Source organism: Siminovitchia sediminis (genome assembly GCF_042680885.1).
Lineage (GTDB): Bacteria > Bacillota > Bacilli > Bacillales > Bacillaceae_C > Siminovitchia > Siminovitchia sediminis.
In genome coordinates this window covers 111,040-126,884 of record NZ_JBHUEO010000004.1, presented here as the reverse complement: position 1 = coordinate 126,884, position 15,845 = coordinate 111,040, and the positions used below count along the sequence as shown (strand labels likewise).

The 15,845-nt window shown below is 42.9% G+C and carries 11 protein-coding genes, 1 other RNA gene and 1 other annotated feature; of the genes, 10 read left to right on the top strand and 2 right to left on the bottom strand.

Translation table 11 applies throughout. The features are described from left to right. Positions 1–21: 21 nt before the first annotated feature. Positions 22–1,566: a stage V sporulation protein B gene (spoVB, locus tag ACFSCZ_RS01960; RefSeq protein ID WP_380771991.1), complete on the bottom strand. Its 1,545-nt coding sequence runs from the start codon at positions 1,564–1,566 to the stop codon at positions 22–24. A 112-nt stretch (positions 1,567–1,678) separates the two neighbouring features. Here spoVB and ACFSCZ_RS01955 point away from each other — a divergent pair, with 112 nt between their 5' ends. From ACFSCZ_RS01955 to dtd, 6 genes are all read left to right on the top strand, one after another. Continuing rightward, entirely contained in the window at positions 1,679–2,005 is a 327-nt protein-coding gene (locus ACFSCZ_RS01955; protein WP_380771989.1) for a post-transcriptional regulator, read from the top strand. A gap of 81 nt (positions 2,006–2,086) precedes the next feature. Further along, complete coding sequence (gene secDF / locus ACFSCZ_RS01950; protein ID WP_380771988.1) at positions 2,087–4,354, top strand: protein translocase subunit SecDF; 2,268 nt, start codon at positions 2,087–2,089, stop codon at positions 4,352–4,354. A 236-nt stretch (positions 4,355–4,590) separates the two neighbouring features. After that, positions 4,591–6,957, top strand: a complete 2,367-nt coding sequence (gene recJ, locus ACFSCZ_RS01945; RefSeq protein WP_380771986.1) for a single-stranded-DNA-specific exonuclease RecJ — start codon at positions 4,591–4,593, stop codon at positions 6,955–6,957. Further along, complete coding sequence (locus ACFSCZ_RS01940; protein WP_380771984.1) at positions 6,948–7,460, top strand: adenine phosphoribosyltransferase; 513 nt, start codon at positions 6,948–6,950, stop codon at positions 7,458–7,460. Before recJ ends, ACFSCZ_RS01940 begins: the two co-directional genes overlap by 10 nt. 146 nt (positions 7,461–7,606) lie before the next feature. Continuing rightward, positions 7,607–9,793: a RelA/SpoT family protein gene (locus ACFSCZ_RS01935; RefSeq protein WP_380771982.1), complete on the top strand. Its 2,187-nt coding sequence runs from the start codon at positions 7,607–7,609 to the stop codon at positions 9,791–9,793. A gap of 14 nt (positions 9,794–9,807) precedes the next feature. Beyond that, positions 9,808–10,254: a D-aminoacyl-tRNA deacylase gene (dtd, locus tag ACFSCZ_RS01930; RefSeq protein ID WP_380771980.1), complete on the top strand. Its 447-nt coding sequence runs from the start codon at positions 9,808–9,810 to the stop codon at positions 10,252–10,254. A 135-nt stretch (positions 10,255–10,389) separates the two neighbouring features. Here dtd and ACFSCZ_RS01925 read toward each other — a convergent pair whose 3' ends face one another. Continuing rightward, on the bottom strand, positions 10,390–11,658 hold the full coding sequence (locus ACFSCZ_RS01925) for an N-acetylmuramoyl-L-alanine amidase (protein WP_380771978.1): 1,269 nt from the start codon (positions 11,656–11,658) through the stop codon (positions 10,390–10,392). Between the two features lie 150 nt (positions 11,659–11,808). Here ACFSCZ_RS01925 and ACFSCZ_RS01920 point away from each other — a divergent pair, with 150 nt between their 5' ends. The 4 genes from ACFSCZ_RS01920 to ssrS all read left to right on the top strand — a co-directional run bounded on the left by ACFSCZ_RS01920 (position 11,809) and on the right by ssrS (position 15,639). Next, the gene (locus tag ACFSCZ_RS01920) at positions 11,809–11,985 is read left to right on the top strand and encodes a hypothetical protein (protein WP_380771977.1); all 177 of its coding nucleotides are present in this window, start codon (positions 11,809–11,811) and stop codon (positions 11,983–11,985) included. Positions 11,986–12,035: 50 nt separating this feature from the next. Then, positions 12,036–12,264, top strand: a binding site (T-box leader). Positions 12,265–12,329: 65 nt separating this feature from the next. Beyond that, positions 12,330–13,598, top strand: coding sequence for a histidine--tRNA ligase (hisS, locus tag ACFSCZ_RS01915; RefSeq protein WP_380771975.1), 1,269 nt, complete (start codon positions 12,330–12,332; stop codon positions 13,596–13,598). A 13-nt stretch (positions 13,599–13,611) separates the two neighbouring features. Next, the gene (aspS, locus tag ACFSCZ_RS01910; protein ID WP_380771973.1) at positions 13,612–15,378 is read left to right on the top strand and encodes an aspartate--tRNA ligase; all 1,767 of its coding nucleotides are present in this window, start codon (positions 13,612–13,614) and stop codon (positions 15,376–15,378) included. Between the two features lie 73 nt (positions 15,379–15,451). Beyond that, a non-coding RNA gene (gene ssrS / locus ACFSCZ_RS01905) (6S RNA) lies at positions 15,452–15,639 on the top strand. Positions 15,640–15,845 lie beyond the last annotated feature (206 nt).

Below are 15,845 nucleotides of genomic sequence, written 5' to 3'. Positions count from 1 at the left end.
GGCTCTCGACTTGTGCGTCTCTTACTTCCATAGGTTGTTAATTAGAGGGATCCTCTGCAAATCATTTTTTTTGATCAGCTTTAATGGAAATAATAACAGTATATAAATCAATGCCGTAAAAATGATACAGGCCACTAGCTGTAAAAAGGTTGATGGAACTTGCAGTCCGCTGTACATCAATCTCCCGCAAAATCCCGCCGCAATGGCTGCTGCAAAAAACTTCACGTATTCCTGAATATAGACTGTAAATTGAATCTTCTTTAAAACAGTGGCAAAATGCAAGGTTGTAATTAAGACAGTTCCAGTAGCAATGCCTAATGCGGCGCCGGTAATACCGATATCAGGCTGGGAAGCCAGGACAAAAATAACAGTGAGTTTTACTGCATTTCCGATAAGACTATTGATCATGGCAGCTTTTGCCAAGTCCAAAGCTTGTAATATAGCTTGAAGGGGGCCTTGATAATAATGAAATATAAAGAATGGGGCCATTAACTGTATAAAATAAGCTCCATTTTCTGTCCCATAGATCAATTTCATTAAAGGCTCTGAAAATGTGAACAAAATAACGACTGACAATCCGCCGGATAACAAGGCAAACCTCAAAGCCTGCTGCAGCCGGTATTCAACAAGCTGGTGATTACGAACTGCATTGGCTTCACTGATCGCAGGGACAAGTGAAGTGGCCAGCGAAAAAGTAATAAAAGAAGGCAGGGTCAACAGTGGAAGTGCATATCCAGTCAATAATCCGTATTGCTTCGTTGCTATTCCCGCAGCAACTCCGGCAATCAGCAGACTTTGGGAAACAATGATTGGTTCAAAAAACCATGATAAAGAACCGATCATCCTGCTTCCCGTTGTTGGAAGAGCTACATTCATTAACTCATGAAATGTTGTTCTTCCGCCTTTCAATGCATGCCAAAAGTTTTTCCTGACAGGAAATCTTTTCTTCAATTTAAACATAGCGAATAAATATAAGAGTGAGATCAATTCCCCAATGACAGATGCCACCATGGCAGCCGCCGCCGCATATTCGATTCCATAGGGAAGGAAAGTTTTTGTTAAGAAGGCAATGAGCGTAATACGAACAGCCTGCTCCAGGACTTGGGAGACAGCTGATGGTTTCATATTTTGTTTCCCTTGAAAATAGCCTCGGATGACCGAGGATACAGCTACAATAGGAATAATCGGTGTAATCGCCAGCAACGGATATATTGTTCTGGAATCTGTAAAAAGTATATTGGAAAGCAAAGGTCCCAATATGAATAAAGCTGGTGTGAAAATCAATGATAAAGTACCTGTTACAGCCAGGGAAACAGCAAGAATTCTTTTGATTTTTTGCTGGTCCCCTTTTATATCCGCTTCTGCTACAGCTTTGGAAATCGCAACCGGCAATCCCAGCTGTGTAATGGTTACAACTAGAATCAAAGTTGGATAGGCCATCATATATAAACCTACCCCTTCTTCTCCGACCACACGGGCAAGCACGATTCTGTTGATAAATCCCAACAGCCTCGTCACAAGTCCTGCAGCCATCAAAATCAATGTGCCTTTCAGAAACTTTGACATCTGTTTCCCTGCCTTCTCAAATATGCTCATTTCGATTACAATTATGTATATGCATGGACTTGGACAAAGCATGACAAGTTCACGGTTGTACTGTTAAAAGAAGGGTGGTCTGATGATGGCTGAACAAAAGAATAAGCACGAATATGATGATTATTTTCATAGACTCCAGCCGGCTTTAGCCAGCAAAGTGGAGGAATTTGCAGTACTTGGCTACGAAGAAGTTTCTGTAACCCATCTTTGGAAATTTTTAACTGAAAAAACGTGGAAAAAGCCTAAAGAAGGTATCAGAATCTATGAATTGGTTTCAGATATCCTTTCCTTAAAGACAGGCGATTTTATGCATTTCGCGACGATGGAAGCATTTCGGGGCTCAAACTCTCTGGATGATTTAGAGAGCGAAGATCTCCAAGAACTATTACGAGCAGATAAAGCTGATTGACACAATTTACCATCTGCTCCATAATCAAATCAGACAAAAAGAGTTTCTGGCTGCTCTTCTTTCAAGGGGGACATATTTTTCATGGTTAAACGAAGCAGAATCGTAGCCTTTTTCCTTATAGTGATTTTTCTTGCAGGAATCTCGGGCACGACCACAACCAATATTGTAAATGGCATTAAGCTGGGCCTTGATCTCCAAGGCGGTTTCGAAGTTTTGTATGAGGCAGAGCCTGCTAAAGAGGGGCAGGAAATTAACCGTGAAACACTGGTTCATACAACTGAAGCTCTTAACCGCAGGGTAAACACTCTGGGAGTAAGTGAACCAAATATTCAAATCGAGGGGAATAACCGGATCAGGGTTCAGCTGGCCGGAGTTGAAGATCAGAACGAAGCAAGGGAAATGCTTGGTACACAAGCAACCTTAACCTTTAGAGATGTGAACGACAACATTATGCTGGATGGAACGGATTTAGTCGAAGGTGCTGCAAAGCAGAGTTTCAATCCGGAGACAAATCAGCCTATAGTCCTTGTTAAGCTGAAGGATCGGGATAAATTCAGAGAAGTAACAGAGAAGATTGTCAGTATGAGGCCCAATAATCAGTTGGCCATTTGGATGGATTTTGAAGAAGGGGTCGATTCATATGAAGAGGCCGTTGCCACCGGCAATTCCAAATTGATTTCGGCACCAAATGTCAATGAGGTTTTCAACGAAACGGATGTTACCATTGAAGGCAATTTCACAGTGGAAGAAGCCGAAAATCTTGCAAACCTTCTGAATGCAGGCGCCCTGCCTGTTAAATTGACTGAGGTGTATTCCACATCCGTCGGGGCGCAATTTGGGGAACAGGCAATGGATAAAACTGTTACCGCGGGTATCATTGGCATCGCGATGATATTCCTGTTTATGATATTCTATTATCGGTTTCCGGGGATCATTGCTTCCATCACTCTTAGTGTCTATATATATTTAATCCTGCTCATTTTTAATTTGATGAACGGGGTTTTGACGCTGCCCGGTATAGCAGCTTTAATTCTCGGTGTCGGGATGGCGGTGGATGCAAACATCCTTACGTACGAGAGGCTAAAGGAAGAGATTCGTCTCGGCAGGTCATTGCGGTCGGCTTTTAAGGCTGGGAATAAATCCTCTTTTGTTTCAATTTTTGACGCCAATCTTACGACACTGCTGGCAGGAGCAGTACTCTTTTATTTTGGTACGAGTTCCGTTAAAGGCTTCGCAACTATGCTCATATTGAGTATATTAATGAGCTTTTTAACTGCAGTCTATGGTTCAAGACTGCTTCTCGGCCTCTGGATCAACAGTAATTTCTTTAACAACAGACCGGGATGGTTTGGTGTAAAGAAATCCGAGATTCATGACCTGTCTGAGAACATTGCTGCATATAACCTGAAGACTCCGTTTGACCGGTTTGATTTCGTTAGAAGCAGAAAGAAATTTTATGCATTTTCCATTGTTTTGCTTGTGGCAGGCGCTGTAATTCTGGGGATGTTTCGGCTAAACCTGGGAATCGACTTTTCCAGCGGAACACGGGTCGAAATCAATGCGGGACAAACATTGTCTGCAGACGAACTGAAGGCAGAGCTGGACTCAATTGGAATGCCGGCAGATGACATTGTTCTGTCGGGGAACGAACAGGAAATAGGTGTGGCCAAATATAAAGGGGCCATGTCCAAGGAGGAAATTGCCGGGCTGCAGGACCATTTTGAAAAGAAATATGGTGTAGAGCCGAATGTCAGTACAGTTTCACCGACAGTTGGAAAGGAACTGGCCAATAATGCATTTTATGCACTGAGTATTGCTGCATTGGGTATTATCATATATGTTACTTTCCGCTTTGAATCCAGGATGGGGATTGCTTCTGTTGTCGGGCTTGCTCATGATGCATTTTTCATTGTAGCTTTCTTCAGCTTAACGCGTTTGGAAGTGGATTTAACTTTTATTGCAGCAGTCCTGACCATTGTCGGTTACTCTATCAATGACACAATTGTCACATTTGACCGGATTCGTGAAAATATGAGAGCGAAAAAACGGTTGAAAACTGAGCAGGACATCGCAGATGTAGTGAACAGGGGTCTTCGCCAGACCTTGACTCGCTCCATCAATACCATCCTGACAGTTATTGTGACAGTTGTTGCTTTATTGGTTTTCGGCAGCGAGTCGATTCGAAACTTTTCAGTAGCTCTGCTTGTAGGACTTCTGGCAGGAACCTATTCATCAATCTTTATTGCTGCCCAACTGTGGTATGACCTTAAAGTGAAAGAGTTGAAGAAAAAAGGACCGATCAAAACGGTTAAAGAAAAGAAGAAGTGGTCAGACGAACCCCAAGTGTAAATATTTGACAACTTAAGCAAATTAGCATCGCATCAAATAAAAAGCCGCATTTTCTGCGGCTTTTTTGAGGTTTGGGACAAATTATTTGACAGGAAGAGGATTCACATGGTGAATTGTTCGTCTCTATGCGCTAACGTCTTGCTGGAGTGGCTCTTGTGCTATTTTTTATATCCCCTTGGTTTATTGAAAGGGACCGCGCCATTTTGTATAATAAGTTAGTCTGAGGGAGTGAGTGAATGTTAGAATCAAAAACTCGCTGGATCGTTCAGAAAGCGGATGAGAAGGCGGTTGCTGCATTAACCGGCGAACTTCGTATATCTCCGCTCACTGCCAGTTTGTTAATCAACCGGGGAATCAAAGACCCTGTTGACGCTTATCGCTTTTTACATATTGAAAAGGAAGATTTTCATGATCCTTTTTTGATGCAGGATATGAAAATAGCAGTGGAGCGAATTCACAAAGCGATTCAAGATCAAGAGAAAATTTTAGTATATGGAGACTATGATGCTGATGGTGTGACGAGTACTGCGCTGTTGATGACAGTTTTGAGGGACATGGGCGCTTGCGCTCAATTTTATATTCCCAATCGTTTTTCAGAAGGCTACGGTCCGAATGAAAGTGCCTACCGGCGCGCTGCTCAAGAAGGAGTAAATCTAATTATTACTGTAGATACGGGGATCGCATCTACTCACGAAGCAGAGGTTGCCCGGCAGCTTGGCATGGATGTAATTATTACAGATCACCATGAAATCCAGCCTGAATTGCCCGCTGCGTATGCCATTATACATCCGAGATACAATGATACACAATATCCATTTCCGGATCTCGCTGGTGTAGGAGTAACCTTCAAGCTTGCCCATGCTTTATTAGGCCATGCACCAACAGAACTGCTTGATTTAGCTGCCATTGGGACAATATCCGATCTTGTACCGCTGCTCGGAGAAAATCGGCTTATTGTCAAAAAGGGACTGCAATGCCTGCGCCAGACCGAAAGACCAGGACTCATTGCACTGAGCCGGTCGGCTGGCGTAAATTTGGCTGAAGCGACTGAGGAAACTGTCGGTTTTACAATTGGTCCGCGGTTGAACGCTGCGGGAAGGCTCGCTTCTGCCGATCCGGCGGCACAATTATTGTTAACAAACGATGTTCAGGAGGCAGAGGAACTTTCCGCTGCCATCGAACAAATGAATGAAGAAAGAAAAACGCTTGTTTCAGAAATTACAAAAGAAGCCATGGATATGGCAGATACATTCTTTCCTCCTTCCGAGCAGCATGTTTTTGTACTCGCAAAAGAGGGCTGGAACCCGGGGGTTATCGGGATCGTAGCCTCAAGACTTGTTGAAAAGTATTACAGGCCGGTGATTGTGCTGGGCCTGGATGAAAAAACAGGTAAAGCGAAAGGGTCGGCCAGGAGTATTCGAGGTTTTGATTTATTTGCCAGCCTGCTTACTTGTTCGGATCTCCTTGAACATTTTGGCGGTCATCCTATGGCAGCCGGAATGACTCTTTCTATTTCGGATATTAAGGAACTAAGAGAACGTTTGAACACCGAAGCAAAGAATCAGTTAAGTCCCGAAGATTTACAGCCTGTTACTGAGCTGGATCATAAAGCCTCTATCACTGAAGTAGATATACAAACCATTCAAGAGCTGGAGCTTCTGGCTCCATACGGGGTGAACAATCCCAAGCCGCTATTTATGATGGATCAGCTAAAAGCTCAACATGTAAGAAAAATTGGAGCTAATAAAAATCATGTAAAGATCATGCTGGAACAAGACGGCAGGAATTTGGACGGTATCGGTTTTCATATGGGAGAACTGGCAGACGATATTTCCCCTGATGCTGACCTGTCTGTTATCGGGGAACTGTCCATTAATGAATGGAATAATGTAAAGAAGCCGCAAATATTTATTAGAGATGCAAGCATTCGTAATTGGCAGCTGTTTGATAAGCGGGGAAACAAAAACACAGAAAGTTGGCTTCCGAAATTACCGGCCGCCCAAACTACTGTTGTTGTATTTAGGGAACAAACGTTCAATAAGCTTCAAATCACCAGTCAGGCACAAATCCAATGGATTAAAAGTCGGGAAGAGGCACAAAACATTAGGTTGGACGGTAAATACCTTGTTCTTTTGGATCTTCCTCCAACCATTGAGCTACTTGAAGAGTTGGTAAAAGGAAAATTGCCGGATCGTATTTATGCGCATTTTTATCATGAAAGCGGGGAGTTCTTTCAAACCATTCCCACAAGGGATCATTTTAAATGGTACTATGCTTTTCTTGCCAAAAGAAGGACATTTGATGTAAAAAGATACGGTAAAGAATTGGAAGCCTACCGGGGTTGGTCAAAAGAAACCGTACAATTTATGACCCAAGTGTTTTTTGAACTTGAATTTGTTACAATAAAAGATGGGACAATCGTGTTAAATCCAGTAAAAATGAAAAGAGATCTGACAGAGTCGCCGGCCTATCAACAGAAGCAGGCGATTATGGAATTGGAAAAACAACTGATCTACTCATCATATCAGGAATTGAAGCTGTGGTTTGAAAAGAGAGTTGCAGACCCTGCTTACTTTGGGGAGGAAATGGATGCATGGACTTAAAACAATATATTACAATCGTTCCTGATTGGCCGCAAAAAGGTGTATTATTTAAGGACATTACCACCTTGATGGATAACGGCGAAGCGTTTCGATATGCAACAGATCAAATCGTTGAGTACGCAAAGGAAAAAGAAATTGACATTGTAGTTGGTCCGGAAGCACGCGGCTTCATCATTGGCTGTCCGGTCGCTTATGCTCTGGGTGTAGGATTTGCACCGGTAAGAAAAGAGGGAAAACTTCCGAGAGAAACCATTAAGGCCAGCTATGGAAAAGAATATGGTAAAGATGCTCTGACTATACACAAAGATGCCATCAAAAAAGGGCAGCGTGTTTTAATCACTGATGATTTATTGGCGACCGGAGGAACCATCAAAGCCACGATCGAGCTTGTGGAAAAATTGGGAGGGGTCGTTGCAGGAATTGCTTTCCTCATTGAGCTGTCTTATTTGAACGGAAGAGATAAGCTGGAGGATTACGACCTTCTGTCACTCATGTCGTTTTAGATGTAACAACAGCCAAAGCACTCGTAAGAGTGCTTTTACAAGTATTGCTGTAAAAACCATAATAGTATTCATATATTAAATTTATATCACTGAAATGCGTTACATTTTGATTTTATATCATATTTATTTGTAAAAAGGTGATCCTTGTGGCAAAAGATAGCATATTAACAGCTGAAGATGTTTTTGAACGGACAACAAAATATTTAAATGATGAACACGCCGAACTAGTCATGAAGGCATTTGAATTTGCCCGGTTGGCACATAAGGATCAATTTCGAAAGTCAGGCGAGCCGTATATTATCCATCCGGTTCAGGTAGCAGGAATATTGGCAGACCTTGAATTGGATCCGGCAACAGTGGCGGCGGGCTTTCTCCACGATGTTGTGGAAGATACCGATGTAACGATTGAACAGTTAACGGAGGAATTCGGCGAGGAAGTGGCCATGCTCGTTGATGGTGTCACCAAGCTCGGAAAGATAAAGTATAAGTCACATGAACAGCAGCAGGCAGAAAACCACCGGAAAATGTTCGTTGCGATGGCGAAGGACATTCGCGTCATTTTAATTAAACTCGCAGACCGACTCCATAATATGAGGACCTTAAAACATCTGGCGCCCGAAAAACAAAGAAGGATTGCCAACGAAACGCTTGAGATTTTTGCACCCCTGGCCCATCGTCTCGGTATCTCCAAGATTAAGTGGGAACTGGAGGATATATCACTCCGTTATTTAAATCCTCAGCAATATTACCGAATCGTTAACTTAATGAAAAGAAAAAGGGCGGAAAGAGAAGAGTATTTAGAAAATGTCATTGAGGAAGTAAGAAACAGGCTGGAGGAAGTGGAAATTAAAGCTGAGCTGTATGGCCGGCCCAAACATTTATACTCTATCTATCGAAAAATGACGTTGCAACATAAGCAGTTTAATGAAATTTATGATCTGCTGGCCGTAAGGATTATTGTCAACAGTATTAAGGATTGCTATGCAGTGCTCGGAATTATTCATACATGCTGGAAGCCAATGCCGGGAAGGTTCAAAGATTATATTGCCATGCCTAAGACTAATATGTATCAGTCACTTCATACAACAGTCATAGGGCCTAAAGGAGAACCTCTTGAAGTACAGATCAGGACAATTGAAATGCATCGGATTGCCGAATACGGAATTGCGGCGCATTGGGCATATAAAGAAGGAAAAACGATTGACAAGCTTGCAACGTTTGATAAAAAGCTGTCCTGGTTTAGAGAAATACTGGAGTTCCAGAATGAAGCAGCAAATGCTGAAGAGTTCATGGAGTCATTAAAAATTGATTTATTCTCCGATATGGTGTTTGTGTTTACTCCCAAAGGGGATGTTATAGAGCTTCCTGCAGGATCGGTACCTATAGATTTTGCCTATAGGATTCATTCGGAAATCGGCAATCAAACGATTGGTGCTAAAGTAAACGGGAAGATGGTCACGCTCGATCATAAACTTCATACTGGTGATATTGTTGAAGTGCTGACATCCAAACATTCCTATGGACCCAGTCAGGATTGGTTAAAGCTGGCGCAGACATCCCAGGCTAAAAATAAGATCAGGCAGTTTTTTAAAAAGCAGAGGAAAGAAGAAAATATCATCAAGGGTAAGGAATTAATTGAAAAAGAGATCAAAGAAATGGATTTTGATATTAAAGAAGTTCTTACTCCTGAAAATATTGAGAGAACTGCAGAAAAATTTAATTTTCCCACAAAAGATGATATGTATGCCGCTGTAGGTTATAATGGTATCTCCGCTCAGCAGGTAGCCAATCGTCTTGCTGAAAAATGGAGGAAAAAACGGGATGAGGAAGAGGCTGTAAAGGAAATCACAGAAGGAAGGCAGATAAACCGGCCTCGAAAACATGATGCAGGGGTCAAGGTAAAAGGAGCAGATAATCTTCTCATCCGACTTTCCCGCTGCTGCAACCCTGTTCCCGGAGATGATATTGTTGGTTTTATTACTAAGGGCAGGGGTGTTTCTGTCCACCGAAGAGATTGCCCGAATGTTTCTAATACCGAGCAGGAAAATCGGCTCATATCTGTGGAGTGGGTTCAAGACGGCGGCACAAGGAAAGAATATAATGTGGACATTGAGGTATTGGGTTACGATCGGAGAGGGCTGTTAAATGAAGTTTTGCAGACTGTAAGTGGCACAAAAACAAATATTACGGCCGTCAGCGGCCGAACGGACCGAAATAAAATGGTTACAATCATGGTGACCATTGCGATTCATAATATCAGCCATCTTCATAAAGTGGTGGAAAAAATTAAGCAGATCCCGGATATATATGCAGTTCATCGGGTAATGAACTAAAGGAGCATGGATACGTGAAAGTTGTGTTACAAAGGTGCAGCCGGGCCCAAGTCACCGTTGATGGTAAAGTAACGGGTTCTATCGGCCAAGGTGTTGTTTTGCTCGTAGGCGTTACTTATCAGGACACGGTCCAAGAAGCAGAATGGCTGGCAGAAAAGATTGTGCATTTGCGAATTTTTGAAGATGAAGAAGGAAAGATGAACCGTTCCTTGAAAGATGTGGGAGGGGACATTCTGTCTGTCTCCCAGTTCACCCTTTATGCCGACTGTCAAAAAGGCAGACGGCCAAGCTTTGTGGATGCGGCTCCTCCTGATTTGGCCCTTTCGCTCTATGAACAGTTTAATCATCTGCTCCGCAAAAAGGGTATTCATGTGGAAACGGGCATATTTGGAGGAAAAATGGAAGTGGAATTGGTCAATGACGGGCCTGTTACACTCCTGTTGGAAAAAAATCATAATTAATGGAAAAAAGTCAGATGCGGAACGTCTCGCAACTGACTTTTTTGAACATGTCCAAAAAATCCATGCAACAATACGTATTGATCTTCCCGCAATGACAAGCTGCAGCAATTGGGTGTATAAGTCGTGATTGTGTGATTAATCATAGTAATCTTTGAGGCCCTCAACAATCGCATCTGTGATCATTTCACGGTATTTTTTTGTTTTGATCAATTGCTCTTCCTCTTCATTGCTCAAATAACCCAATTCGAGCAACACGGCCGGCTGTGTATTCTCCCTCATGACATAATAATTACCGAAGTTTGAACCCCTGTCTTTCAGTTTAATGGCTTTTGACAGATGGCTATGAATCGTATCCGCCAGGCGCTTTTCGTAAGCATAGTAGTAGTATGTTGTGTGTCCCGATGCCGAATCTTCTTCAATGCTGTCATAATGCAGGCTGATAAAAGCGTCTGCCTCATTTTCGGCAGCCATCATTGTACGCTGTTGCAGGGGAACGTACTGATCGCTTGATCTTGTTAATAAAATGTCTGCTCCGGCTTTTTCAAGCTTTTTTTTCAGCAATTTAGCCGTTTCCAATGTTAATTCTTTCTCAATCGTTCCATTGATTCCTGCTGCCCCCTGATCATGTCCACCATGTCCTGCATCAATCACGATCAGTTGATCTGACAGGCCTTTTCCATTTTTCCTAATGCCGGCGGGCCGGTCAGTGGAGGAAACAATCCATTCGGGAATATAGCCTTTTTTTCCTTTTGTTGTTTCAATTTGGAACCAGCCATCTTGTTCATCCAACACTTGATATATTTCACCGGCATGAGCCTGTCCCACAATGTTGGACTGGATATCCGGTTTCTTCCTTACATTGGAATCATCATGAAGAACCATGATATTTTCTGCAATCCGGCTGTGATTTTCAGACTGTTCATTTGCCTGAATCTGTATATACCTGTCGCTCACCCAAGCTGTGCTGGAATGGTAAAAAATTTTCATCCACCCATTCTCTTCGTCCAGTACATGAACCGTATCCCCTTCCTGAAGTGTGCCCACTGCCTCACTGTCAGTACTTGGCTTTGAACGAACATTTAATTGCTGCACCGTAACAACCCCTGCTTTTTGTATGGTCTCTCCCGCTTGGACAGTGGCCAGCCAGCCGGCGATCCAGCCTGTTTCTTCGGAATCTAATTTAATTTCAATCCAGTCGTTTTTTTTATCTATAACAGGGTATGTTTCCCCCTGATGTATTTGGGTAATGATGGAATAGGAAGTGCCGGGCTTTTCGCGCACATTAACCACTTCACCTGCAATGGTGGCGGTTTCTGTATCAGAAATGACAGGAGAGGGGTCTTTGCTGCACCCGGCAATCATTGATATCAGTATGAACATGATCAGAAATGCTTTTTTCCCCACTATATTTACCGCCTCTCTCTCTTGATCATTATTATCGCATGATGGGTCAAAATAAAAAAGGTTGGAATGGGTATGTTTTTCTTCAATTTTTGATAGATTTTTGTCCGTAGGGCAATAATAAAGGAATCAACTTTTGGGAGGATTCATTGGATGAGGATCAACGATAAAGGCAGATTTGCAGGAACTTCCATGCAGGATATGGACGGGCTCCACTGGCAAAACACCGCCGAGAATGAACAGCGGGAAGGTCTTGCTGTTGTTACAAATGAAGCGGGAGTGGATCATACGAGTATTTCTTTTATGAAAAAAGAGCTGGAGAGAGGTTAACCATTGACAAATTCAATGCACATTCGTATGATGATAGTGAAATTAAACAGATCCATCCGTTGAGGGAGAAAGTAATTGGGAACGATTTGATCAGAGAGGAAATATCCAGGCTGAAAGTATTTCCGCAAATTGCCTTAATGAAAGACACTCCTTAGGATTCCTCCTCGAACAGTTATGCCTAGTAGGGGCTGGACGTTACACACACGTTACGTGAAAAAGTGAAAGTGCATGATTGCTTTTAAAAAGGGTGGCACCGCGGGAAATACTCTCGTCCCTTGTTTTTCGAAACAAGAGACCGGGAGTATTTTTGTTTTATATATAGGTGCTGGAAAGGAGATATGAGGTTGTCGATTCAAATTCCAAGAGGTACACAGGATATTCTTCCTGGTGAAATTGAAAAATGGCAGTTTATCGAAAAGAAAGCCAAAGAAATATGCAACAGGTTTTTATATAAAGAAATCAGAACTCCTATCTTTGAACATACTGAGCTTTTTCAAAGAAGTGTAGGGGATACGACAGACATCGTCCAAAAAGAAATGTATACGTTTGAAGACCGGGGAGGACGGAGCCTTACACTTAGGCCGGAAGGAACAGCTGCTGTTGTCAGGTCTTATGCAGAAAATAAAATGTATGGACAGGCTGCTCAACCGGTCAAGTTATATTATTTTGGACCGATGTTCCGTTATGAACGGCCGCAGGCAGGGCGCTACCGCCAGTTTATCCAATTTGGGGTTGAAGCAATAGGGAGCAACGACCCGTCTATTGACGCGGAAGTGATATCACTTGCCATGGAGCTTTATAAAGAACTGGGATTGAAGAAACTGCGTCTTGTGATTAACAGCCTTGGTGATACATCAAGCAGAAAAGCGCACAGGGATGCATTAATCCATCATTTTAAACCAAGAATTGGAGAATTTTGTAAGGACTGCCGGCAGCGTCTTGAGACGAACCCGCTCAGAATTTTAGATTGCAAAAAGGATCGCGACCATCAGCTCATGAAGTCGGCTCCATCGATTCTTGATTATTTGAATGACGAATCTCTCCAATATTTTGAAGCGGTAAAACAACACTTATCAGATATGGACATCGAATATGTGGTCGATCCCACACTTGTAAGGGGGCTGGATTATTATAACCACACTGCTTTTGAAATTATGAGCGAAGCAGATGGTTTTGGAGCCATTACAACGTTGTGCGGCGGCGGCAGATATAATGGTCTGGTACAGGAGGTTGGCGGTCCGGACCAGCCGGGGATCGGGTTTGCCCTCAGCATTGAACGCCTCTTAAGTGCCCTTGAAGCTGAAGGAGTGGAATTGCCGCAGGAACATGCGGTGGATTGCTATATTATTGCCCTGGGTGAAAAGGCGATAGATTATGCTGTACCATTATTACAAAAGCTTCGCAGGGAAGGTTTCTCCGCGGAGAAGGATTATATGGGCCGAAAAATGAAGGCTCAATTTAAAGCAGCGGAGCGAATCGGTGCTAAATTTGCTTTAATTATTGGAGAAGATGAACTGGAGAGCGGAAACGCAATGGTTAAAAATTTAACAACCGGTGATCAAGAAAGAGTTCCGTTTGACCATCTGCCAGGATATTTAAGAAGTGAAGGATAAGGAGAGTCTGAATATGTATGGAAGAACTTATTATTGTGGTGAATTAACAGAAGGTGCAATTGGGGAGTCCGTTGTCTTAAAAGGCTGGGTACAGAGACGGCGTGACTTGGGAGGGTTAATCTTTATCGATCTTCGCGACCGGACAGGTGTCGTTCAGATCGTATTTAACCCGGAGGTGTCACAAAAGGCTTTGGAAACCGCCGAAACGATCCGTAACGAATTTGTTCTGGATGTTAAAGGTAAAGTCGTCAAACGGGATGAATCGACTTATAATCCAAAAATAAAAACTGGAACCATTGAAGTAATTGTCCATGAAGTTCAAATTATCAATAAGTCAAAAACTCCTCCATTTATGATTGAGGACAGAACGGAAGCTGCTGAAGACATTCGTTTGAAATATCGTTACTTAGATCTCCGCAGACCGGAAATGTTTGAAGTATTTAAAATGCGCCATGATGTGACGAAAACAATCAGAAACTATCTTGATGACAACGGGTTCTTGGATATTGAGACGCCAATGCTGACCAAGAGTACGCCTGAAGGTGCAAGGGATTATCTTGTCCCAAGCCGCGTTCATCCCGGAGAATTTTATGCACTGCCGCAGTCACCTCAAATCTTTAAACAATTGTTGATGGTAAGCGGTTTTGAAAAGTATTACCAAATTGCACGCTGTTTCCGGGATGAGGATTTACGAGCTGACCGCCAGCCGGAGTTTACCCAGGTGGATATTGAAGCCAGCTTTATGGACCAGCAAGAAATCATGAACCTTGTTGAAACGATGATGGTAAAAATAATGAAAGATATAAAGGGCATTGACATTCCTACACCGTTTCCTGTGATCACCTATGATGAAGCAATGGATCGGTTTGGCAGTGACAAACCGGATACACGCTTTGGCATGGAACTTCGGGATGTTTCTGAGATTGTCAAGGACTCAGATTTCAAGGTGTTTGCCGGAGCCGTTAAATCAGGTGGTCAGGTAAAGGCCATTGTAGTCAAGCAGGGATCCGAAAAATATTCACGAAAAGATATTGACGCACTTACTGAGTTTGTGGCCATTTATGGTGCTAAAGGCTTGGCTTGGATGAAAGTAGATGAAGATGGCATCAAAGGACCGATCGCCAAATTTTTCAGCGGAGAAGAGGTGAATCAGCTGACCGCTGCACTTGACGCGGAGACAGGTGACTTAATTTTATACGTTGCGGACAAAAGGACTGTTGTTGCAGATGCGCTTAGTGCTCTGCGTTTAAAACTGGGAAAAGAGCTTGGACTCATTGATGAAAACAAGTTTAATTTTCTCTGGGTGACGGACTGGCCATTGTTGGAATATGATGAAGATGAAGGCCGGTATACTGCTGCGCACCATCCGTTTACAATGCCGGTAAGGGAAGATGTAGGGCTTCTTGAATCAAATCCCGAACAAGTACGTGCCCAAGCATATGATATTGTCTTGAATGGATATGAACTGGGAGGAGGTTCGCTGAGAATCTTTGAACGGGATATTCAGGAGAAAATGTTTAAAGCTCTTGGATTTAAGGAAGAGGAAGCGCAAGAACAATTCGGATTCTTGCTTGAAGCTTTTGAGTATGGTACTCCCCCGCATGGAGGAATTGCCATAGGTCTTGACAGATTGGTTATGCTTCTGGCGGGCAGAAACAGCCTGAGAGATACTATCGCTTTTCCGAAAACAGCAAGTGCGAGCGATCTATTAATGGATGCTCCGGATAAAGTAGACGGTCAGCAGCTAAAGGAATTACATTTGCGCCTCCAAAATGAATAGGAATAAATTTACAATTTTGTATTTGATTTTGTTTGATATATTCAAGCTCCTATGCTAATATTTAATCAACAAGAAAGTCCTGATGTGTTCGTCTAAATACCTTATCGTTTTGACCGACAAGTTTTACCTACGGGAGCCTGGAGTTTCCAGAACGAGGGCAAGCCTTTGGTCAGAGGACGCCTGAAGCCTGGAGCAGGGCACCCACCTGCCGAGAGCGGGTTCAAAACAAAGGATCTTCAAGACGGCACGATCGGGACTTTTTTATTTTGCTCTACAAGCAATCTGTCAATTGGCAGGTTGTTTTTTGTGTTTAAGGGGAAATTCTCCTCCTTCCTGCTGCAGGACTTTCAGGATGCGTCTTTTCAGTGCGGGGAAGCTTATTTAAAGGAGTTCAGATTACCACGTTGTAAATCTGCATGAAGCCTTTCATCATGTTAATGAGATCAAGGTTTGGCTGCTGACTTCTG